A 17,278-nucleotide genomic window follows, 5' to 3' on the forward strand; every position below is an offset into this window, starting at 1 on the left:
ACTCTTGTCCGCATGAAAATACGTCGCCCCCTCACTCCAGAAGAAGTCGCCGAAAGCGTTAGGCTTAAGGCTATCTACGAGCAGCGGAAAGCAGCTGCAAAAGCGGCTGGGCGCAGCCTTACGCAGGCCGATGTGGCCGAAGCATGCGGATGGTCTGGGCAGAGCGCATTCAGCCAGTACGCAACCGGCAAAGTGCCGATTAACGTAGAGGCCCTGTTAAAGCTCGCGAAGGCGCTCAATTTTGATGCAAGCGAGGTCAGTTCCCGCCTGATGTCTACTGTTGCAAGCGTTCAGCCTCCAGAGCGCATCCAGCCGAGCGTTCAGCTGGGCAATATCGAAACGTGGGACGACGACACCCCGCTCGATGACGACGAGGTATACGTTCCCTTCCTTCATGAGGTTGAGCTGGCAGCCGGCTCGGGCAGATTCGCGATTGAGGAAAGCGCCAACTCTCGCTTGCGCTTCAATAAGAAGGATCTGCGCCACAACGGTGTCCAGTTCAGCAACGCGCGGTGCGTGAAGGTTGGCGGCAACAGCATGGTGCCCGTGCTGCGCGATGGCGCGACGGTTGGCGTGAACGTGGGGAAAAATTCACTAAGCGATCTCGTTGACGGCGAGATGTACGCCATCAACCACAATGGCCAGCTCCGGGTGAAGCAGGTCTATCGCATCCCGACTGGGATCCGCCTTCGCAGCTTCAACCGTGACGAGCATCCCGACGAGGACTACACGTTCCAACAGATCCAGGAGCAACATATCTCGATCTTGGGGCACGTGTTTTGGTGGGCCATGTATTCGCGATGAAAACTCTTAAATGTGCACAGGGCTTGGTGAAATGGAGCTTCGAAATAAGATTCATCAAAACGCGGTCGGCTTGATCGCAAAAGCGAATCCAGCGGTGGTGCGAGAGGCGGAGAACGCCTCAGAAGCGGAGCTATGTGGCTTGAGCCACGAGGATTACAAAAACCTTCGAATCACCAACATACTTACGAGCAAGGCCAAGTCGCTCGGCATTACTCCTTGGGAGTACCAGCTGAGGCTGGCGGAGGAAATTGGCATGGACGTAGTTTCCATTCGTGCTGAGGATGAACGCGCAGAAGCAGACGCTTTGGGCCTGAGTTAGTTGGAATAGGGGCTAATCCGGCCTGCGTGAAGGCTCCAGGGTTGTGAGGGTGAGTTCTGGCGTAACGCGAGCAGAATGCCCCCGAACAAGGAAAGACATCGAAATTGGCAGGGACGCATGCCTATAATCAGCCTATGAAAAAGCCCAACGTTTACACTCTTCGAATAGTCGGTTCACACCCGAACAAGCTCACGCTTGAGCGGATGGCTGTCTATTTGGCCGAGCTGGCAAAGTTGATGGGTGAGAAAGACCAGGTTCATTTCGACAAACTTTCGACGGGCAGTGCTGCTCTCAAAGCTTGGACGGAAGACGAGGCAGCTCCACGCGTTTCAAAACGTCTCTCTCTCGCGACATCGCAGAGTAATCAGGCTCCGAAGGATGCTTTGACCGCCCTTGTACGAATTAACGAACTCCTGATTCAAGATGGAACAAGGGGTGAGCTAAAGGATCCGTCCGGAGCGGTAATCTATCCATTCCCCGGAGGCAAAAAAATAGCCCCGGCGAAAGAGATCACCCTAGAGCAAGAAAGCACAATTACAGGCCAGGTTATAAAAATTGGCGGGCGAGACGACACGATCCCTGTCTTGGTAAAAGACAGCGATGGGCGAGAATACAATTGCACCATCATGGGGGCGCAGCTAGCCAAAGAGATTTCATCCCACTACCTCGGCGATCCGATTGAGCTAACCGGCAAAGGCAAGTGGAAAAGGACATCTAGTGGTCGCTGGGAACTTCTTCAGCTGAACGTTAAGTCATGGTCGCCGCTATCTGGCGATTGGGATGAGGCTTACGCATCCATGGAAGCCATAGGCCTTGGTTGGGCTGATGTTCCTGACGTGGAAGACTACCTGTCGGGACTAAGGAAAGGTCATTAATTGGTAATTCTGGACACCAATGCGTTGGTCCTGTTTTTTGGGAAGCGACTCAATTCGGATGACAGCCTGCGCATGCAGGGTCTCTTTCACGCGCTTCGTGCGAAGAGAGAGAGCGTAGGTATCCCTGCGCAGGTCTGGGCTGAGTTTCTCGATCAAGCCGGCGAGCGCGAGTTGAGTGCGACACAGAGCATTTTCAAAACAGCAGCCTTCAGACTCCTCCCCTATGACCTGAAGGCTGTTATGGAGACGGTTGAGGTGGTGAGAGCCGGTCGCTCTGCCAGGAAAGCTAGCAAGGGAGAGAAGCGCCCCAGACAGTCCGTTAAGGTCGATTGGCAGATCATTGCAATAGCTAAAGCCAATGGCGCTAGACTGCTAATCACAAACGACGTTGACATGCTCGCGGAAGCTCAGCGTTCTGGGATCTCATGCGCGAAAATTTGCGATTTGCCGATTCCTGATCATCTCAGGCAACATGATTTGATGCTCGAGAAGAACTCGTAACCTGCGCGGCTCGCCTTGACGCACTTACACGCGCGCGTCCTTCGAAATGCCCGGCCTAGTGCCGGGCTTTGTGTTTCTGCATCACTCATCACCTAGCCTCGCCGAAGCTCTGTAAAAATTTGACCAAGCGAGACCGCTAAAACCCAATATTCCCGCCACGACGTTACCGTTCTGCTTGATCGCTAAGTACAGCCCAGCAATCCAGCGCGGCGTCCCCTCCACAAATTTCCCATTCAAACCTAGATAGGTACTTCCCAGAAGAACGATTCCGAGTGCTGCTATTGCCAGCACAACAGTCGCGACTCCCCAAGCCTTCATTCCAAACTCACTCGTATTCACGGGCCGATCCCTCCGATGCGCATCTCGAGTAAAGCTATAGCAGATGACCAGCAATCTTTACCTGTCGAGCCGGCCAATGGTGGCGCCGAGCCACGAATGGTAAAATTCCGGATCAACTACAGGAGGGATCCAATGATCAAAAAAGTGCTAATTGGACTGATAGCAGCAGTCGTTTTGTTTCTCGTCTATGGCGCTGTCGTCGGTAACACTCCGGAAGGAAAAGCAAAAGCAAGCGCGCGCGATGCCATTGACTTGTGCCATCGAGAAGAAAGTAGCTACACCGGCACTGCGGGAGCGAAAAGCATAATAAGTGGCGCGTGCCGCAAGCTCGAGAATGATTTCAGGAGCCAGTTCGGCCACACACCCTAACCGTCCGAATTTCAGAAGCCCGCCGAGAGCGGGTTTTTTTACGCCCGCAGAAAATATTATTAGCAGCGCTATTTACTTTAAATAGCAGCACTGCTACTTTTATTCGCAAGCCAGACAACACCGGCCCAGCAGCGAAGCCGCGCCGCTCTTTAGCGATACCGCATCACCTTGCCGGATCACCACCGGCCCAGATTCAAAGGCAGCGATGAACCGGCCTCAACGGTTCAGAGGGTTGGCAACTGACCCGGGCGTGCAGCGTAAAACGCCAAGAACAGTTATCCAGCGGGAGAACAAGCCGAAAGGCCCGCGGCTGGAGGAACAATTTGATTGAGCCAGTGACCGACGCCAGTAGCGGGTCACGGCGCCACAGATTTACTGATGCCGCTTCGATGAGGCGGCATTGGAAATCATCCTTATCAAGATCAAAGCGGAACGCAGACTTATAAATCTCAACCGGTTTCAGGTGAATAGTAAAAAGAGAGATTACCTGCTGACGCGCCATTCAGGTATTGTTCTGCAGCCTCTCCCCTCCCCGTATAAACTCCAAAGCCTTGTTTAAAACTTATCTCAAAAGAGATATCTGGATGGGATTGCGCCAGAATGTTTAACTTATTAAAACAACCTCTTACTGGGCCTATATTATTACTCGCGCTAGCGTCTAGTTGATCAATACAAGGGCTCCATGTGATTGACATATAAGCCTGCTGCACATTTTGATGACCGCCAACAATACCTAGGCAAACCGGAAAGTCCTCTAGCATGAACTCTTCAGAATGCCCTCGACGTCTGAATCCGGGCTCTCCCCTTAGGGCAAACGCGCGTGAATTCGCCAGCGCATTACGAAACTGTACAGCTCTCCCTTTAAGGGCAGGTGAAATATTAGCACCTATTTTTATAGTTCTCGCGATATGAATGCCCTCTCCCTCTTCGCTGGACCAGACAAAAAAAGGGCCGCCCCCGATAGACCCATTCTGATATTTAAAAAACAGCATTGACGCGCATGTTTTCGGTTTTGATGAAATTTGATCCCACTCATCGCCTGCTTCAAATATGCTGTCGAAAACCCGATAGGAAGGCATTCCATTTCACTCCCGCTTATCAAATTTACCACGTCGATGTTTAGAGGTATTGAACAGTCAGAGTTGCAGTCTAGACCGCTTAAAAAAACTTGCAAGAAGACACCTACTCAAGCCAACAAACAAACTTTACGCGCGTATTTGTTGACTCAGAATAGAATTTTCGAACGCATATCTATATTGCCTTGAAAGCCCATCGTTAAAGATTTTAGCCACAATTTCCTATCTCTCCCTGCCTAGCGAGAACCAGCGGTGCGGTTAAGTGCACTCCAATTTTTGTTGGTCATCACAAGGATCCTCATATATGGGTACAAGGCGATACGCCCAACCAAAGACCACCACTGTTTCCGTAGGCCTTCGAATGGAGCCAAAACTGAAGCACCTCGTGGACATCATGAGCCGCGGTCAGAGACGTTCTCTGACTGCCATTTTTGAAGCCGCGCTTGAGGCATATGCATCAGGAGACGAACGTTTTATCGCAAGTGAAACGTGGTCGACAGACAGTGATGAGCTGCTGATTCGCCTTTACCAGAAAGCTCCGCACCTTTGCTCATTCGACGAGGAAGTCGCCGCCAAAGCCCTCATTACTACCCACGCTGTTTAGCTAATTCCGAAACTCTGGAGACGACCATGTCAGCTCTACGCAAGCTCATCCCGGAAGACGACTTTCTGGACACGGAGGCAGGTCAGGAATGGTTGTCCGAGTCGGTCGACGATCTGCTTTCTCGGCACGACGTCGAAGCGCCAAACCCAGTTGGACGAAGCAAGGTACTGGTCAACGCAGACCACCTGCCGGAGGCGCTGGCGGATCACATGGCCGCTAACCCAGATCCCGATCGATACATCGAGAAGATCCTGATCGAACTGATCAGGCGGAAAGACGGCGGGATTTTGCACACCTGGGCCATCGAAGCCGTCGGCGGCGATCCGCAGATCATCCGTTCGCTGGCCATTGACCTGATCGCGGAACATGCCAACGAGTACCGCGATGCCAAGCGCGAAAGTGATCGCGTCGAGAGTGAGTGCGGGTTTTGAGCCCTCACATCCTGATCGACCAAGCCCTAGAAAGTGTGTCGGCGCCCGCCGGCGAAGAGGACATCAGCCTGCTGGTTCAGGGACTGATCACCCGCCTCTTCACCGACGGCGTCATCACCACCGACGAATTCAACCACTACTGCAAACGCCTGCGTGACACCTGTCAGCGGCGCAAGGAGGACGCATGAGTACGGCACCGGTTAAATCGCTCATCGACGAGCAGCTCGATGACATCGAACACAAGATCGCCCTGCTCGGCTTCGGCCTTCCCTTCAACGAGGTGATCGGCCGCAAGCGCGAGGATCTGGTCGCCAATCTGCCGCAGCGCCTGTCGGTGACCATGAAAGGTGGTCGTATCGCGGCAAGGGTTCGGTCGTGAGCTTTTACGAAGACAGCGTGGCCGATGGAAGTCACTGCATGAGCTGCTGCCAGCTCATTGGCGAGGAGGTCGGATATCCACGGGCTTGCCTGAATTGCGGCGGCGAAGGCGGCGAGCCAAACCCCGACGGACATAAAAAGCGAATGAAGGCTAAGGCCATGCAGCGCTTTGACGTCTGGCTGTCTCGTACTGGCCTCGCCCACAAGAAGCACAACAACGGCTACCACGTTAAGTTGACGCTTCCGGACGGTCGCATGATCGATTGCTGGCCCAGCACGAAAAAGTGGCAGCTCCGAGGGCAGCGCATTAGCCGTGACGGCAAAGCGCTGCATGAACTAGTACTGCAGCAGCTGAGGCCATGGCCATGACTTCCCGGCAGCTTGCCCGCCGCATTCTGATCCGACGTGGCTCTTTCTCCGCCATCGGCGTTTTCACCTTCCTGATGCTTCTCAGCGCCCTCGCGGATCGCATCACTCAATAAACAAAGAATTCAATCGCTGCGCACCGCGCGGCAAGGAACAGTCATGTCCGCTCAAAGCGTGGCGCCGGTGGCGCACGACCGAAACCTTCACGTTCTTCCGCACGCCGCAACCAGTACCAGCGCTTTGGTGTTGGACGGCGACAGCCTGGACAAGATGATGCGCTTGGCCGAGGTCATGGCGACCGGCCGTGCCACTTTGCCGAAGCACTTCAACGGCAACGCAGCGGATTGTCTGGCGGTCGTCATGCAGGCAATGCAGTGGAAAATGAACCCGTTCGCCGTGGCGCAGAAAACGCATTTGGTGAATGGCGTGCTGGGCTACGAAGCGCAGCTGGTGAACGCGGTGATCACTACCTGCGCGCCGGTGCTGGATCGCCTGCATTACGAATGGTACGGCGCTTGGGAAAAGGTGATCGGCAAGTTCACCATCAAGAACGGTGACAAAGGCGAGTACCGCGTCCCGGGCTGGAAGCTTGAAGACGAGCAAGGGCTGGGCGTGAAGGTCTGGGCAACCTTTCGGGGCGAAGACGAGCCGCGAGTCCTTGAGTTGCTGCTTGCCCAGGCTCGCACTCGAAACAGTACGCTCTGGGCTGACGACCCTCGCCAGCAACTGGCGTACCTCGCCACCAAGCGCTGGTCGCGCCTCTATTGCCCGGACGTGATCCTCGGCGTGTACAGCCCAGATGAACTCGAAGAATCCGCGCCAACCATTCGTGACGTGTCACCGGCACGTGGCGCGGCACCAGCTGAACTTCCTCCCTATCCCGACGAGAAGCTCGCGGAGAACCTGCCCAAATGGCAAATCGCAGTCGACGCCGGACGCTCCGCCCCTGATCACCTGATCGCCACCGTCAGTAGCAAATTCACCCTGAGCGAAGAGCAGATCGCCAAAATCAAAGCGCTCGCGCCAATTGAAGGAGACCAAGAATGAAAATCCATAATGTCGCTCAGGGTTCCGAAGCCTGGCATGCGCTCCGCGCCAACTACTTCACTGCGTCAGAAGCGCCAGCAATGATGGGCGCATCGAAACAGATGAAGCGGACCGAACTGCTGCATGCGAAAAAGACTGGTCTCGATCGCGACGTGTCGTGGTGGGTGCAGAAAAACCTCTTCGACAAAGGGCATGAAACCGAGGCGCTTGCTCGACCGATTCTCGAAGGACGAATTGGCGAGGACCTGTTTCCCGTCGTCGGCACCGAGGGTGATCTGCTCGCATCCCTCGACGGCTGCACAATCCTCGGCGACGTGCTGTTCGAACACAAAATGTGGAACGAGCAGCTCGCCGCCGACGTTCGCGCCGGCACACTGGATCCGCACTATTACTGGCAGCTCGAGCAGCAACTGCTGGTGAGCAGCGCCGAGAAGGTGATCTTCGTCTGCTCCGATGGCACTGAAGAAAACTTCGTTTCGATGGAGTACACGCCGGTACCGGGCCGCGCCGCCACACTCGTCGCAGGCTGGAAACAGTTCCAAGCCGACCTACAGGACTTCGCTCCCGCCGAGGTGGTGCCGGAGGCCGTCGGCAAAACACCGGAATCCTTACCAGCGCTACGCATCGAAGTGACCGGCATGGTCACCGCCAGCAACCTGGAACAGTTCAAATCTCATTCGCTGGCAGTCTTCGCCGCGATCAACACTGAGCTGGAAACCGACCAGCACTTCGCCGACGCAGAGAAAGCGGTGAAATGGTGCGGCGATGTCGAGGAGCGTCTGGAAGCCGCAAAGCAGCATGCGCTGAGCCAAACCGAAAGCATCGACGCGCTGTTCCGCACCATCGACGAGATCAGCGCCGAGGCGCGTGCCAAGCGCCTGATGCTCGACAAGCTGGTGAAGGCTCGTAAGGTGAGCATCCGCGAAGACATTGTCATGACAGCAGCCAAGGCGATTCAGACGCACATCGACCAGATTAACGCTTCGCTGGGCGGCAAAGCGCGCATGCCGCCAGTGCCTGCGGATTTCGCCGGAGCCATCAAAGGCAAGAAGACGATCAGCAGCCTGCGCGACTCTGCCGAGTCCGAGCTGGCCCGGGCAAAGATTGCCGCCAGCCAGATCGGCGACAACATCCGGAGCAACTTGGCCAGCCTGGACGAGCTCGCCGCCGACTACATGTTCCTTTTCAACGACGTTCAGCAGTTGGTGATGAAGGCGAATGACGACCTGGTCGCGCTGATCAAGGTGCGGATCTCGGAACACCAGAAGGCGGAGGAGCAGAAAGCCGAAGCGCAGCGCGAGCAGATCCGACAACAGGAGCTGCAACGGATCGAAGCCGAGGCGAAAGCCAAGACCCCTGTTGAGCCTGCACCAGTCACGTCCTCGGTAGCGGTAAAAGCCGCTGCGCCTGCTCAGTCTGCCTCGAAGCCAGCAACCACAATCTCGGCACCGGTGAACCTGCAGGCCGAAGTATTTGATCTGGAAGAGCTGATCAAAGCAGTTGCCTACGGACAAGCACCTATCACTGTGCTGACCGTGAGCTGGGAACACCTCGACGCGCTGGTCGCCGATCAAGGCAACAAATTCAGCATGGCCGGCGTGAGGCTGGTAAGGGTGGCAGCATGATCAGCAACCACCTCAACCTCGTCGAGCAGCACCGACCTGACGCCGAGTCGATCTCTGAACGAATCGCGCAGTACCTGGCTGCCGGCGGACGGATCGACCAACTGAAAAGCCCGCCACGCAATCCGTTACCACCGCCCCGCTCGAACAAAATAGACCCTGAAACGGTACTCAAGCGTCGGCCGAAGCCGATATCGGCCGTCGACCGCAAGGCTCTGCGCAAAATGGCGGACTCGATATGAAATCGAAACGCAAACCCAACAACGGTTTCGCCCGGGCTGAACGCAGTTGCCGGGCGCTGCTGCGCACCAATCACGTCGCGGTGGTGAACATCGACCCCAGCGGCAGCCAGATCATGGCGAACTGGAAGAGCTGCAAGCAGATCCGCAGTCTGGCGATCGCCAACGCGATATTCGATTTCTCCTACCGCTGGACGATCTACATCGGCGCCATGTGTCGCGACGAGCGCGGCGCCGAATACATCAAGTCGGTGGAGATCTCGCCCGAGGGCGTTTACAAGGTCGAGCGCCTCACTGACGCGATCGAGCATTACTACCTAGAGCTTCGCAACAGCGCGAACCCGACGCAACTGGTCGCATCAGGCTGGATCGCCATCCCCGACGAAATTTCGATGGACGAAGCCGAAGCCGCGAAGCTGTTCTACGCCGCCGGCGCCTGGCATCAGGTGAAGGTAGCTGCGTGAGACGTTCCAGACCCCAACAACGCAAACGACAGACCTGGCTGGACTTGCCGGCCAGCGGAATTGAAGAGGTAGGCCATGGCCGAAGTACAGGAACTGACGGAGGAAGCCAAGAAGCAGCGCAGGAAGCGCGAGAAAGCAGCAGCAAAGGACGCTGCATTGGGCATCGAGAAGTTTACGGTTGAGTGCGCCGGGGTGTTCAAGTCTGACGTAAAGAAGGTCATGGCCGCCCACGGCATCAATAGCCAGCAGGAGGTTCACCAGTTGCTGCTGATGAACCTGATCGCCGCCAACTTCGATACCCAAGCCAAGATGCTTCGCTGTGTCACGACACCTTATGAGATTCCAGAAAAGGTGTTGCGAGCATTTTACGAGAAGAGCATGGCCGAACGGGCGCGCGACGCTGGCGATTAAGTTATAAGCCCTTCCGATTTTCCTCGCGGCACCAATCGTAAAGATCCTTGACCAGTTGAGATAATTCGATTTTGTCAGTTATACCGAACTGCTCTGCCTTGACCTCTAGCCCCCCTTTTTCGGTCGGAACTGACAAGTGGCTATAGTCCATCAGACGCTTTAACTGGTCGATCCAGCCTGCCGCTTCGGCGTCAAGCTGAGTGACGTCAATGCTACCCAACGCTTCATTGCACTCAACCAATGCCCGATAGATGTCATACACCTCCCCATTGGGGTGAGGAAGCTGCAAGATGTCAATTGCCGTTGAAAAACATTGAGCCGCTCTAAAAAAAGACATAAAGCCTCCATTGCTAAATTCGAGGCGCTATCAAACCTTATCTACATGCAAATTGCCACCACCGGTCACGGAGGGCGGCGCCTGACTGGAGAAATCCATGAGCCACAACTGCGCATACGTCCGGCAGCACTATTAGGTGCCCGCCGAAATCGGCCGCCGCGTCATCGCCTACGGGAAGCCAGGCGTAATCCTGGCCGATCGTGGCCACTACATTGGCGTGGTGTTGGACGAAGACCCGAAGAAGCGCATCACCAATTACCACCCCACCCACGAAATGCAGTACGGCGAGATGGTCGAGACGCTTCCGCTCAAAGAATGGTTGGTGCTTCCGTTCAAGCATGACTGGGAAGATCTCGACTGGAACCGCGAGGCCCGCGAAGATCTGGTCAGGGAGTGGGCAGCCACTCGAAGTCAGGCCAAATACAAAGCCTACGAGCGGCTTCAGGATTACTGCCACAGCATTAAAGCAATGCTTCACTTCAAAGTCCGGCGCGCCTGAATTTCTTCGAAATATCGCGCTTACTTATAAACCACAGAAACTATATAACTCTTGTTGATCATAGGATCTCGCGAGTTCATGAACATATGGTGAAGGTCGTTCGGATCATCGCAAAATATCGGGAGTGCTTTCCCATTTTCATCCTTAAAAAATTTTCGATGCGCTGGAATTGTGAGTGCTATCCGGTATTCGTTCTCGACTGAATAGATATCTCTTTTAAAAAAAATCGCTTCCAGAAAATCAGGGGCTGCACCAACGATCAACGGAGGATAATAATTCACCCCTTGATGAAGAATGGTGACCCCCTCGAGATGTGAAGTAAAAGCCTTTAATAGTTCAACAAGCCTCAAAACATCGACCTCAATGCAGGTGTCGGCCTTGAAACGATTAAACAGATCTGCGTCATTTCCCTTGCCACTTAGGCATACGCAAAAGCAACGATTTGGGTACACAGTCATAACTGGATTTGCGGTCATATCTTGAGGATTTAATTTCCTACCATTGACCGTGAATGTTACTTGCTCTTTATCATAGAAAAATTCTTTGGCGAGCTCATTATCTCGCATTTCAAGATTTTCCATGTTTGAGTAATGAGCGATATCGCTCAGCCGCAAACCCTGCTTTCCATCAATCCAGCCTTGAAGGTGCAGCTTTTTCCCATACAGATATTTTTTCACAGCGCCCCCCCCAAGAGTTATCCGGCTCCATGCCGGGCCGAACACAAATACCCCACTTCTACGAATCACGCCAGCCGGCGAGGATCCCCTATGTCCGCACAACAGATCGACGAAAAGAAACTCGAGCGCGCGATCCGCAAAATCAAGCACTGCCTGGCACTGGCCCAGAGCGAAAACGAGTACGAGGCCGCGACTGCACTTCGGCAGGCACAGGCGCTGATGCGCGAGTACCGTTTGACCGAAATGGATGTGAAGTTAAGCGACGTCGGTGAAGTCGAGTCGCAGTTCACCCGAGTCGAACGCCTCCCCGCGTGGGAGCGGAGCCTAAGCGCGGCTGTGGCTCATGTGTTCGGGTGCATCTCGCTGTACGGTCGGAATTACTGCAAGGAAAAGGATCGAATCATCGCCCGCGTGTCATTCGTGGGGGTGACACCTGCCCAGCACATCGCGCTGTATGCGTTCGAGGCGCTACTGACAAAGCTGAAATTTGCCCGCAAGAAATATGTCGCAGCAGTACGTACTGGTGTGCACCGCAGCTCGTACTCAGCCGAAACAGCAGGCGACCACTTCGCCCTGGCGTGGGTCGGCGAGGTTTACGGGAAGCTGAGCGCACTTGTCCCGAAAGGCGAAGACGATACCCCGCCAGCAAGTGACGGACGCGACATCATCGCGGTTGAAGCGCAAGACAAGGCGCTGATCACCGAGTACCTCGCAAACAAAGGCGTGGGCAAAGCCCGGAAAACGCGTGATGTTGATATCGACCTGAATGCGCAGATCGCGGGAATGCTTGCTGGTCGCCGGGTTGATCTACATGCCGGCCTCGCGCGCGGCGGCGAAGACACTCTCGGCCTATCGGCAAACTCATGATCCGACCACCCAAACCGGAGTTGATGTTGCGCTGAGTTGCTCAGGAAGCACAGCGCGAAGCGATTGCCCAGGAGTTTAAGGCGGTTCTACAAAATAACATCGGGGCAGCGGCTAAACTATCGCTCGGTGGGTCTAAACCAAACTGATTTGAAAAGGGTCGTCCCGCACGGCCCAATTCGGCGTGGTATCAGCAACGAATGGGTGGCGGCTCTCTCAAGACTTGGATACCTTAGAGCTCGGTGCTTAACGGACTATGGTTGAAATGAATGCTAGCGAAGGGATGATGGACTTAAGTGAGCTTTGGAGGAGGATAAAAGGTCAAGTTTATCCGGTTATCCTCAGATCTGAAATTGAGGAATATCCATATCATGGGGTGGGAACAGCTTTCATCGTTGAACATCGCGAACAGCTTTTTTGTATATCAGCGCAACATGTTTTGGACAACCAAAGCGTAAAAGCAGACTCCTTCACAATTATGGTTAGAGATGCGGGCTACTCGATTGTATTTGATCTAGAAGCAGTGTTCAAACCTGAATACGATCCGCATTTCGATCTATTAATCCGGCGAATCGCTTCATTCCAGCGTGAGTTTTTGAGCGAAAATGGTGTGTATTGGATGGGGACTGAGTTTTCAATCGATCCGATACATCATGAAAAAGTCGGTATTTTTTACGTATTTGGCTATAGTGAAGATCACAGAGAGTATGATTACGCAGAAAAACGTATTACCGCCGATATATCCCTATTAGTTGCCAAGTTAACGGCCGCAGCCATGGATAATATGGTTACCCTTCAAATTGTCAACGAGATGACGGCGTCGCTGAGAGGCTTCAGCGGTTCACCGGTTGTAGCGGTGATAGACGGTGACTGGATGTTTGCCGGTATGCTGACACTAGCAGTTGAAGCAACCGGAATTATGAATTTTATTCCGGCGTATCGCATAGTTGAATACCTTGAAGATCTACACGAAAGGGTTAGCACCGGTGACCTTCCTGATCACCGATAATCGCTGGCTGTTGGTAAAAAACTACGACTTTAGATCAAGCCACCACCGCATCGGCCGCCAACTCAATAGCCAGAACACCCTGTGCGACACCATCTGACGTGTAAGCAATGGCCTCGAGACGCTGGCTTTCTAGCGAATAGCTTTCGGTGGCGTAGGTGAAAAGGTGCCCGCAGGCAGATGTCATGGGGGCGAATTCACCGAGCACGCGCTGATCGGCAAGGCCGTACGAGTTTGTAACCGGAACCAGCCGGCGCGGCACTCTGCGCGGGGTAGCGAAGATGGACGCCTTCTGTGTCGGGTCTGGGGACGCGCATGCACTCTGCCGTCGGTTCGGATTCGATAGCGACGAAACGGTGAAGCCGTGAAGCGCTTCATTCGCCGCAAGGCTGAAGCCTGGCTGATCCTGCTGGCAGCGAAGATCCTCATCGGCCGCAACGTCCAACGCTCCGCGGTCGTCTCCCGCCGGGACAGCAACGACATGTGGGCCATGGCCGAAAAGCTCGAAGCGATCACCAAGCGCATCAGCACCAAATACCCGTAACTCCCTCCCCCTTCAAAGTCAGCCGCTATAGCGGCAAGGAACCGGCATGCCCAGGAAAAACCACCTCATAGTCGACTCCGGCTGCACGCAGGACAACGAGCGCTGGTCGCTGTCGGCTTGCGGCCTGAATGAAGATTCCGAAGTCGCATGGGACGGAACCCACCAACGCGAATTTGTCAGCTGCAAACGATGCCTGGCGAAAATGGCCAAGCCGCGACCGGCTCCAGAGCCATTCCACAAAGAGCGCCCCATTCTTTTCAACGGTGCGATGGTGCGCGCGATTCTGTCTGGCCAAAAGACGGTCACGCGCCGCCCGTTCAAAGGGAATCAGATCCCGACCTATATAAAATCAGATTCCCTCGAACATCAGTGGATGGCCGTGGTTCAAGATCATCCGCGCTGGGGCTTCGGTGCATTCGGTGCGACTGAGGAGGAATGCGCGGCTGAGTTGGCAATGTACGGGGGTTGCCCGTACGGGCGGCAAGGCGATCGGCTGTGGGTGCGCGAGACCTGGGCGGCGGACGCACAGGTTGATGCGGTAGCGCCGCGAGACCTGAGCCAAGGCGAACCGATCCAATACCCAGCAGATGGGGCCGTCAGGCAAACCGGATGCGCAATGCTCACGACAGGGAAAGGCCGCCCAAGCATCCACATGCCGCGCTGGGCCAGCCGCATCCTGCTGGAGATCACCGACGTCCGCGTCGAGCGGTTGCAGGGCATCAGCGAGGGCCAAGCCCAAGCAGAAGGAATAGTCGGAGTGGCGTTTCGCCCGGATGACGGCTGGCCAATCTGCACAGGTTATATGGTCGGGCCTGATGACGGCAAAGCAGGGCTCGAAACCACAGCAGCCAAAGCGTTTGCAGGTTTGTGGAAATCAACCGGCGGCGACTGGGACGCCAACCCATGGGTCTGGGTCGTCGAGTTCAAAAGGGTGACGCCATGATCTTCGCCCCGCTCTACATGGCCTACCTCATCTACAAGGGGCCGTGGCGATGAACGAACAAAACACCAAAGAGTTTTATTCTCCTGAGCAGGCCTCTCAGCATGCCGCCGACTGGTGCAAGCGCAACCCAGCATGGCGCCGGATCTGTGATATCCCCGATTCCGATGCCCTTTATAAAACCTACGATGAGATTCCGAGACGCGAACGGGCCTACTGGGACGAGAACGGCGGCGAAGAATGTTGGCGAGAGGTTGGGATCGCGAAGTGCAAGGTCGCTACCGGTTTCATCTCTGGAAAAGGCGAGTTTTTCGACCACGTGCTCAAAGTGCCCCTGCATCACAACCTGATGATGGTGTTTCGTGTAGGCAGGCGCTGGAAACCATGAGTCGCATGGTCAGCGTCCGCACCGAGGAACTGACCGGACCGGCGCTGGACTGGGCAATCAACGCGATCGAGGGTGATCAGCAGCCCGGCACGGGTCAGTTGCAGCTCTTCGCCCTGCCCGACGCCGAGCAACTGATCACGAAGTACGGCGTCTGGGTCGATGTTGGCCAACGGAACCCTTGGCTGGCCGACATGACGAACGACCTATTCAACCGCGAGACCGGCGAAACCCGAACCACCGCAGTGTTCCGCGCAGTGGTGTTTGCCACGCGCGGCGCCACGGTCAAAGTCCCCGCCGAACTCTTCCAGCAGTAACCCTCCCACAACTCAACAGCCTGCCGGTGTGCGGCGGGCAAGGTGCACCCATGAAAAAGGAACAGTTGCCGGAAGTGGTGGCAGCAGTCGCGCGCGCCCTCGAAGCAGGTAAGGTCGCCGCAGCAGCGGCACCGGACGATGGCGGTAGCGCGAACCTCGACCGGGTTTATCTCCGCGTCGGCCTTCTCCGTGAGAAGACGCTTCACGATGCCGGCCTTCACGGCTGGATGCAGTCAGCCAGCACCTACCACGCCCGAGCCTTTCACCTCGGCGCGCCGTTTGATGGCCAGGGTAACCGGCGCTATGCCGGCGTGCAGGCCATGCACAAATCGCTGCAATCCGAAGGCGTCGATTGCGGCATCTGGTACCAAATGGATTAACTCATCACCACCTTCTGCCGCCACGCGCGGCATGGAGCATCACCATGGAAACTGAAATTCTCTCCGACGAGGAACTGGCCGAGCTCACTGGCTATAAGGCCCGGGCCTACCAGCGCCGCTGGCTGATTGATCGCCAATGGGTCTTCGTCGAAAGCCGCGGCAAGCGCCCACTGGTTGGTCGGATGTACGCCCGTATGAAGCTGGGCATGATCAGCCCTACGATTGCCGATCCTAACCCGCCGCCTGCCGCGCCGGCATGGACGCCAGACTATTCGCGAGTGAACTGATATGCGCCCCCGCAAGACCGAGCACCAGCACCTCCCCCCTCGAATGTACAAGCGCTCACGGAAGCGCAAAAACGGCAGTACCTGGACCGCGTATTACTACCGCGACCTGCTCGGCAACGACATCCCTCTGGGCAAAGATCTCGATAAAGCTCGGCTGAAGTGGGCCGAACTCGAAGCCAAGGAAAAACCGCTCGACCTGCGCACCATGAAGGGAATCTTCGACCGGTACATTCGTGATGTGGTGCCGAAGAAAGCACCCCGCACGCAGAAGGACAACTTGGCGGAAATCAAGCAGCTTCGGCCGATGTTCGACAGCGCTCCGATCGACTCGATCACGCCAGCAACGATTGCTGGCTACCGAGACGCACGATCGGCGAAGGTCCGGGCGAACCGTGAGATCGCTACCCTCTCCCACATTTTCAACATTGCCCGCGAATGGGGGCTGACGACGAAGGAAAATCCCTGCCAAGGCGTGCGCAAGAACAAGGAGACGCCGAGGGACTATTACGCGAATGATGTGGTTTGGGAGGCGGTGTACAAGAAGGCAGCTCAGGAGCTGAAGGAAGCGATGGACCTAGCCTATCTGACCGGGCAAAGGCCGGCAGATGTGCTGGTTATGCGGAAGGATGATGTTCAAGGCGGATATCTGACTGTTCAGCAGAACAAGACGCAAAAGAAGCTGCGCATTCAGATGACGACCGCCGGAGAGGCGAACAGCCTGGGCATATTGATCGCGGCGATCACAGAGCGAAACGCTGCTCACGTTTCGAGCTACCTGATCATCAACCGGAGCGGTAAACGGATGACTGCGACGATGCTGAGGAAGCGATGGGACGCGGCGCGAGAGAAGGCAAAACTGGAAGCTCTTGAGCAGGGAGACGAGCTGCTAGCTAAGCGGATCGGTGAATTCCAGTTCCGGGATATTCGGCCGAAAGCGGCGTCGGAAATCAGCGATGTTGGTGACGCCAGCCTGTTGCTCGGGCACACAAAAGGCGACATTACCGAGCGGGTTTATCGCCGCGTTGGCGCCATCGCGAAACCCTCAAAATAGTCGAAAAAAGAGTTCCATAACTCGAAAGGCACCCCTTGTAGAATGCGGTATGTAGAGGTGCTGCAAAACAAAAGTATTGGAACGAAAAAGCGTCTGAGCCCGCGTATTCTGCGGCTTTCCATAGCGGTCTTGAAAACCGTCGACTG

General features: G+C 55.6%; 29 protein-coding genes. 25 read left to right on the plus strand and 4 right to left on the minus strand.

Translation table 11 applies throughout. The features are described 5' to 3' along the window. The first annotated feature begins 12 nt into the window (after positions 1-12). The 4 genes from PMI37_RS00540 (at position 13) to PMI37_RS00555 (ending at position 2,499) form a co-directional block, all read left to right on the plus strand. Entirely contained in the window at positions 13-804 is a 792-nt protein-coding gene (locus PMI37_RS00540) for an XRE family transcriptional regulator (RefSeq protein ID WP_008077008.1), read from the plus strand. Positions 805-835: 31 nt separating this feature from the next. Beyond that, positions 836-1,123: a DUF6388 family protein gene (locus tag PMI37_RS00545; protein WP_008077010.1), complete on the plus strand. Its 288-nt coding sequence runs from the start codon at positions 836-838 to the stop codon at positions 1,121-1,123. 134 nt (positions 1,124-1,257) lie between these two features. Continuing rightward, positions 1,258-1,998 carry a hypothetical protein gene (locus PMI37_RS00550; protein WP_045122897.1) on the plus strand — a complete coding sequence of 247 codons (741 nt, stop codon included), beginning with the start codon at positions 1,258-1,260 and terminating at the stop codon, positions 1,996-1,998. Further along, positions 1,999-2,499, plus strand: a complete 501-nt coding sequence (locus PMI37_RS00555; RefSeq protein ID WP_008077015.1) for a type II toxin-antitoxin system VapC family toxin — start codon at positions 1,999-2,001, stop codon at positions 2,497-2,499. 81 nt (positions 2,500-2,580) lie between these two features. On the opposite strand, the gene PMI37_RS00560 is transcribed toward PMI37_RS00555, so the two are convergent. Next, a complete protein-coding gene (locus tag PMI37_RS00560; RefSeq protein WP_157173053.1) occupies positions 2,581-2,838 on the minus strand; it encodes a hypothetical protein in 258 nt (85 codons plus the stop codon). A gap of 132 nt (positions 2,839-2,970) precedes the next feature. Here PMI37_RS00560 and PMI37_RS00565 point away from each other — a divergent pair, with 132 nt between their 5' ends. Beyond that, entirely contained in the window at positions 2,971-3,207 is a 237-nt protein-coding gene (locus tag PMI37_RS00565; RefSeq protein ID WP_008077017.1) for a hypothetical protein, read from the plus strand. A gap of 449 nt (positions 3,208-3,656) precedes the next feature. On the opposite strand, the gene PMI37_RS31745 is transcribed toward PMI37_RS00565, so the two are convergent. Then, positions 3,657-4,286 carry a hypothetical protein gene (locus tag PMI37_RS31745; protein WP_008077018.1) on the minus strand — a complete coding sequence of 210 codons (630 nt, stop codon included), beginning with the start codon at positions 4,284-4,286 and terminating at the stop codon, positions 3,657-3,659. A gap of 627 nt (positions 4,287-4,913) precedes the next feature. On the opposite strand from PMI37_RS31745, the gene PMI37_RS00575 reads away from it, so the two are divergent. The 10 genes from PMI37_RS00575 (at position 4,914) to PMI37_RS00615 (ending at position 9,845) form a co-directional block, all read left to right on the plus strand. Beyond that, on the plus strand, positions 4,914-5,318 hold the full coding sequence (locus PMI37_RS00575; protein WP_008077021.1) for a hypothetical protein: 405 nt from the start codon (positions 4,914-4,916) through the stop codon (positions 5,316-5,318). Beyond that, positions 5,315-5,506, plus strand: coding sequence for a hypothetical protein (locus PMI37_RS00580; RefSeq protein ID WP_045122890.1), 192 nt, complete (start codon positions 5,315-5,317; stop codon positions 5,504-5,506). Before PMI37_RS00575 ends, PMI37_RS00580 begins: the two co-directional genes overlap by 4 nt. Then, positions 5,503-5,697, plus strand: coding sequence for a hypothetical protein (locus PMI37_RS00585; RefSeq protein WP_008077025.1), 195 nt, complete (start codon positions 5,503-5,505; stop codon positions 5,695-5,697). Before PMI37_RS00580 ends, PMI37_RS00585 begins: the two co-directional genes overlap by 4 nt. After that, positions 5,694-6,065, plus strand: a complete 372-nt coding sequence (locus tag PMI37_RS32125) for a hypothetical protein (protein ID WP_238544383.1) — start codon at positions 5,694-5,696, stop codon at positions 6,063-6,065. The genes PMI37_RS00585 and PMI37_RS32125 overlap by 4 nt, the downstream gene beginning before the upstream one ends. Next, the gene (locus tag PMI37_RS32355; protein WP_274517660.1) at positions 6,056-6,178 is read left to right on the plus strand and encodes a hypothetical protein; all 123 of its coding nucleotides are present in this window, start codon (positions 6,056-6,058) and stop codon (positions 6,176-6,178) included. The genes PMI37_RS32125 and PMI37_RS32355 overlap by 10 nt, the downstream gene beginning before the upstream one ends. Before the next feature lie 43 nt (positions 6,179-6,221). Continuing rightward, positions 6,222-7,109: a recombinase RecT gene (recT, locus tag PMI37_RS00595; RefSeq protein ID WP_008077030.1), complete on the plus strand. Its 888-nt coding sequence runs from the start codon at positions 6,222-6,224 to the stop codon at positions 7,107-7,109. Next, complete coding sequence (locus PMI37_RS00600) at positions 7,106-8,734, plus strand: YqaJ viral recombinase family protein (RefSeq protein ID WP_008077031.1); 1,629 nt, start codon at positions 7,106-7,108, stop codon at positions 8,732-8,734. The genes recT and PMI37_RS00600 overlap by 4 nt, the downstream gene beginning before the upstream one ends. Further along, complete coding sequence (locus PMI37_RS00605) at positions 8,731-8,973, plus strand: hypothetical protein (protein WP_008077033.1); 243 nt, start codon at positions 8,731-8,733, stop codon at positions 8,971-8,973. The genes PMI37_RS00600 and PMI37_RS00605 overlap by 4 nt, the downstream gene beginning before the upstream one ends. Continuing rightward, positions 8,970-9,434, plus strand: coding sequence for a hypothetical protein (locus PMI37_RS00610; RefSeq protein ID WP_008077035.1), 465 nt, complete (start codon positions 8,970-8,972; stop codon positions 9,432-9,434). The genes PMI37_RS00605 and PMI37_RS00610 overlap by 4 nt, the downstream gene beginning before the upstream one ends. 75 nt (positions 9,435-9,509) lie before the next feature. After that, on the plus strand, positions 9,510-9,845 hold the full coding sequence (locus PMI37_RS00615) for a hypothetical protein (protein ID WP_008077036.1): 336 nt from the start codon (positions 9,510-9,512) through the stop codon (positions 9,843-9,845). Between the two features lies 1 nt (position 9,846). On the opposite strand, the gene PMI37_RS00620 is transcribed toward PMI37_RS00615, so the two are convergent. Then, positions 9,847-10,182 (minus strand): hypothetical protein, encoded by a 336-nt coding sequence (locus PMI37_RS00620; RefSeq protein ID WP_008077037.1) that lies wholly within the window; start codon positions 10,180-10,182, stop codon positions 9,847-9,849. A gap of 136 nt (positions 10,183-10,318) precedes the next feature. Here PMI37_RS00620 and PMI37_RS00625 point away from each other — a divergent pair, with 136 nt between their 5' ends. Beyond that, positions 10,319-10,681 carry a hypothetical protein gene (locus PMI37_RS00625; protein ID WP_008077038.1) on the plus strand — a complete coding sequence of 121 codons (363 nt, stop codon included), beginning with the start codon at positions 10,319-10,321 and terminating at the stop codon, positions 10,679-10,681. Positions 10,682-10,701: 20 nt separating this feature from the next. On the opposite strand, the gene PMI37_RS00630 is transcribed toward PMI37_RS00625, so the two are convergent. Then, entirely contained in the window at positions 10,702-11,358 is a 657-nt protein-coding gene (locus PMI37_RS00630; RefSeq protein WP_052635241.1) for a hypothetical protein, read from the minus strand. Between the two features lie 90 nt (positions 11,359-11,448). On the opposite strand from PMI37_RS00630, the gene PMI37_RS00635 reads away from it, so the two are divergent. The 9 genes from PMI37_RS00635 to PMI37_RS00680 all read left to right on the plus strand — a co-directional run bounded on the left by PMI37_RS00635 (position 11,449) and on the right by PMI37_RS00680 (position 17,132). Next, positions 11,449-12,225: a DUF2786 domain-containing protein gene (locus PMI37_RS00635; protein WP_008077039.1), complete on the plus strand. Its 777-nt coding sequence runs from the start codon at positions 11,449-11,451 to the stop codon at positions 12,223-12,225. Between the two features lie 262 nt (positions 12,226-12,487). Beyond that, positions 12,488-13,231, plus strand: a complete 744-nt coding sequence (locus PMI37_RS00640; RefSeq protein WP_008077040.1) for a hypothetical protein — start codon at positions 12,488-12,490, stop codon at positions 13,229-13,231. 361 nt (positions 13,232-13,592) lie between these two features. After that, complete coding sequence (locus tag PMI37_RS00650; protein WP_008077041.1) at positions 13,593-13,772, plus strand: hypothetical protein; 180 nt, start codon at positions 13,593-13,595, stop codon at positions 13,770-13,772. A gap of 46 nt (positions 13,773-13,818) precedes the next feature. Beyond that, positions 13,819-14,715, plus strand: coding sequence for a hypothetical protein (locus PMI37_RS00655; protein WP_008077042.1), 897 nt, complete (start codon positions 13,819-13,821; stop codon positions 14,713-14,715). Between the two features lie 49 nt (positions 14,716-14,764). After that, a complete protein-coding gene (locus PMI37_RS00660) occupies positions 14,765-15,100 on the plus strand; it encodes a hypothetical protein (RefSeq protein ID WP_008077044.1) in 336 nt (111 codons plus the stop codon). Next, positions 15,097-15,414, plus strand: a complete 318-nt coding sequence (locus PMI37_RS00665; protein ID WP_008077045.1) for a hypothetical protein — start codon at positions 15,097-15,099, stop codon at positions 15,412-15,414. The genes PMI37_RS00660 and PMI37_RS00665 overlap by 4 nt, the downstream gene beginning before the upstream one ends. Positions 15,415-15,464: 50 nt before the next feature. Further along, positions 15,465-15,794 carry a hypothetical protein gene (locus tag PMI37_RS00670; RefSeq protein ID WP_008077046.1) on the plus strand — a complete coding sequence of 110 codons (330 nt, stop codon included), beginning with the start codon at positions 15,465-15,467 and terminating at the stop codon, positions 15,792-15,794. A 44-nt stretch (positions 15,795-15,838) separates the two neighbouring features. Continuing rightward, complete coding sequence (locus tag PMI37_RS00675) at positions 15,839-16,081, plus strand: DUF4224 domain-containing protein (RefSeq protein WP_008077047.1); 243 nt, start codon at positions 15,839-15,841, stop codon at positions 16,079-16,081. A 1-nt stretch (position 16,082) separates the two neighbouring features. Continuing rightward, complete coding sequence (locus tag PMI37_RS00680) at positions 16,083-17,132, plus strand: tyrosine-type recombinase/integrase (RefSeq protein ID WP_008077048.1); 1,050 nt, start codon at positions 16,083-16,085, stop codon at positions 17,130-17,132. Positions 17,133-17,278 lie beyond the last annotated feature (146 nt).

Origin of the sequence: Pseudomonas sp. GM80 (assembly GCF_000282515.1) — a bacterium.
In the GTDB taxonomy this organism is placed as follows: Bacteria; Pseudomonadota; Gammaproteobacteria; order Pseudomonadales; family Pseudomonadaceae; genus Aquipseudomonas.

Bases quoted from the DNA above. Each gene is read 5' to 3' on its own strand.
- PMI37_RS00600 (WP_008077031.1), top strand. From the start codon at position 7,106: ATGAAAATCCATAATGTCGCTCAGGGTTCCGAAGCCTGGCATGCGCTC.
- PMI37_RS00615 (WP_008077036.1), top strand. From the start codon at position 9,510: ATGGCCGAAGTACAGGAACTGACGGAGGAAGCCAAGAAGCAGCGCAGG.
- PMI37_RS00655 (WP_008077042.1), top strand. From the start codon at position 13,819: ATGCCCAGGAAAAACCACCTCATAGTCGACTCCGGCTGCACGCAGGAC.
- PMI37_RS31745 (WP_008077018.1), bottom strand. From the start codon at position 4,286: ATGCCTTCCTATCGGGTTTTCGACAGCATATTTGAAGCAGGCGATGAG.
- PMI37_RS00640 (WP_008077040.1), top strand. From the start codon at position 12,488: ATGAATGCTAGCGAAGGGATGATGGACTTAAGTGAGCTTTGGAGGAGG.
- PMI37_RS00660 (WP_008077044.1), top strand. From the start codon at position 14,765: ATGAACGAACAAAACACCAAAGAGTTTTATTCTCCTGAGCAGGCCTCT.
- PMI37_RS00675 (WP_008077047.1), top strand. From the start codon at position 15,839: ATGGAAACTGAAATTCTCTCCGACGAGGAACTGGCCGAGCTCACTGGC.
- PMI37_RS00610 (WP_008077035.1), top strand. From the start codon at position 8,970: ATGAAATCGAAACGCAAACCCAACAACGGTTTCGCCCGGGCTGAACGC.
- PMI37_RS00545 (WP_008077010.1), top strand. From the start codon at position 836: ATGGAGCTTCGAAATAAGATTCATCAAAACGCGGTCGGCTTGATCGCA.
- PMI37_RS00620 (WP_008077037.1), bottom strand. From the start codon at position 10,182: ATGTCTTTTTTTAGAGCGGCTCAATGTTTTTCAACGGCAATTGACATC.
- PMI37_RS00680 (WP_008077048.1), top strand. From the start codon at position 16,083: ATGCGCCCCCGCAAGACCGAGCACCAGCACCTCCCCCCTCGAATGTAC.
- PMI37_RS00550 (WP_045122897.1), top strand. From the start codon at position 1,258: ATGAAAAAGCCCAACGTTTACACTCTTCGAATAGTCGGTTCACACCCG.
- PMI37_RS00670 (WP_008077046.1), top strand. From the start codon at position 15,465: ATGAAAAAGGAACAGTTGCCGGAAGTGGTGGCAGCAGTCGCGCGCGCC.
- PMI37_RS00635 (WP_008077039.1), top strand. From the start codon at position 11,449: ATGTCCGCACAACAGATCGACGAAAAGAAACTCGAGCGCGCGATCCGC.
- PMI37_RS00585 (WP_008077025.1), top strand. From the start codon at position 5,503: ATGAGTACGGCACCGGTTAAATCGCTCATCGACGAGCAGCTCGATGAC.
- PMI37_RS32355 (WP_274517660.1), top strand. From the start codon at position 6,056: ATGGCCATGACTTCCCGGCAGCTTGCCCGCCGCATTCTGATCCGACGT.
- PMI37_RS00665 (WP_008077045.1), top strand. From the start codon at position 15,097: ATGAGTCGCATGGTCAGCGTCCGCACCGAGGAACTGACCGGACCGGCG.
- PMI37_RS00605 (WP_008077033.1), top strand. From the start codon at position 8,731: ATGATCAGCAACCACCTCAACCTCGTCGAGCAGCACCGACCTGACGCC.
- recT (WP_008077030.1), top strand. From the start codon at position 6,222: ATGTCCGCTCAAAGCGTGGCGCCGGTGGCGCACGACCGAAACCTTCAC.
- PMI37_RS00565 (WP_008077017.1), top strand. From the start codon at position 2,971: ATGATCAAAAAAGTGCTAATTGGACTGATAGCAGCAGTCGTTTTGTTT.
- PMI37_RS00575 (WP_008077021.1), top strand. From the start codon at position 4,914: ATGTCAGCTCTACGCAAGCTCATCCCGGAAGACGACTTTCTGGACACG.
- PMI37_RS00540 (WP_008077008.1), top strand. From the start codon at position 13: ATGAAAATACGTCGCCCCCTCACTCCAGAAGAAGTCGCCGAAAGCGTT.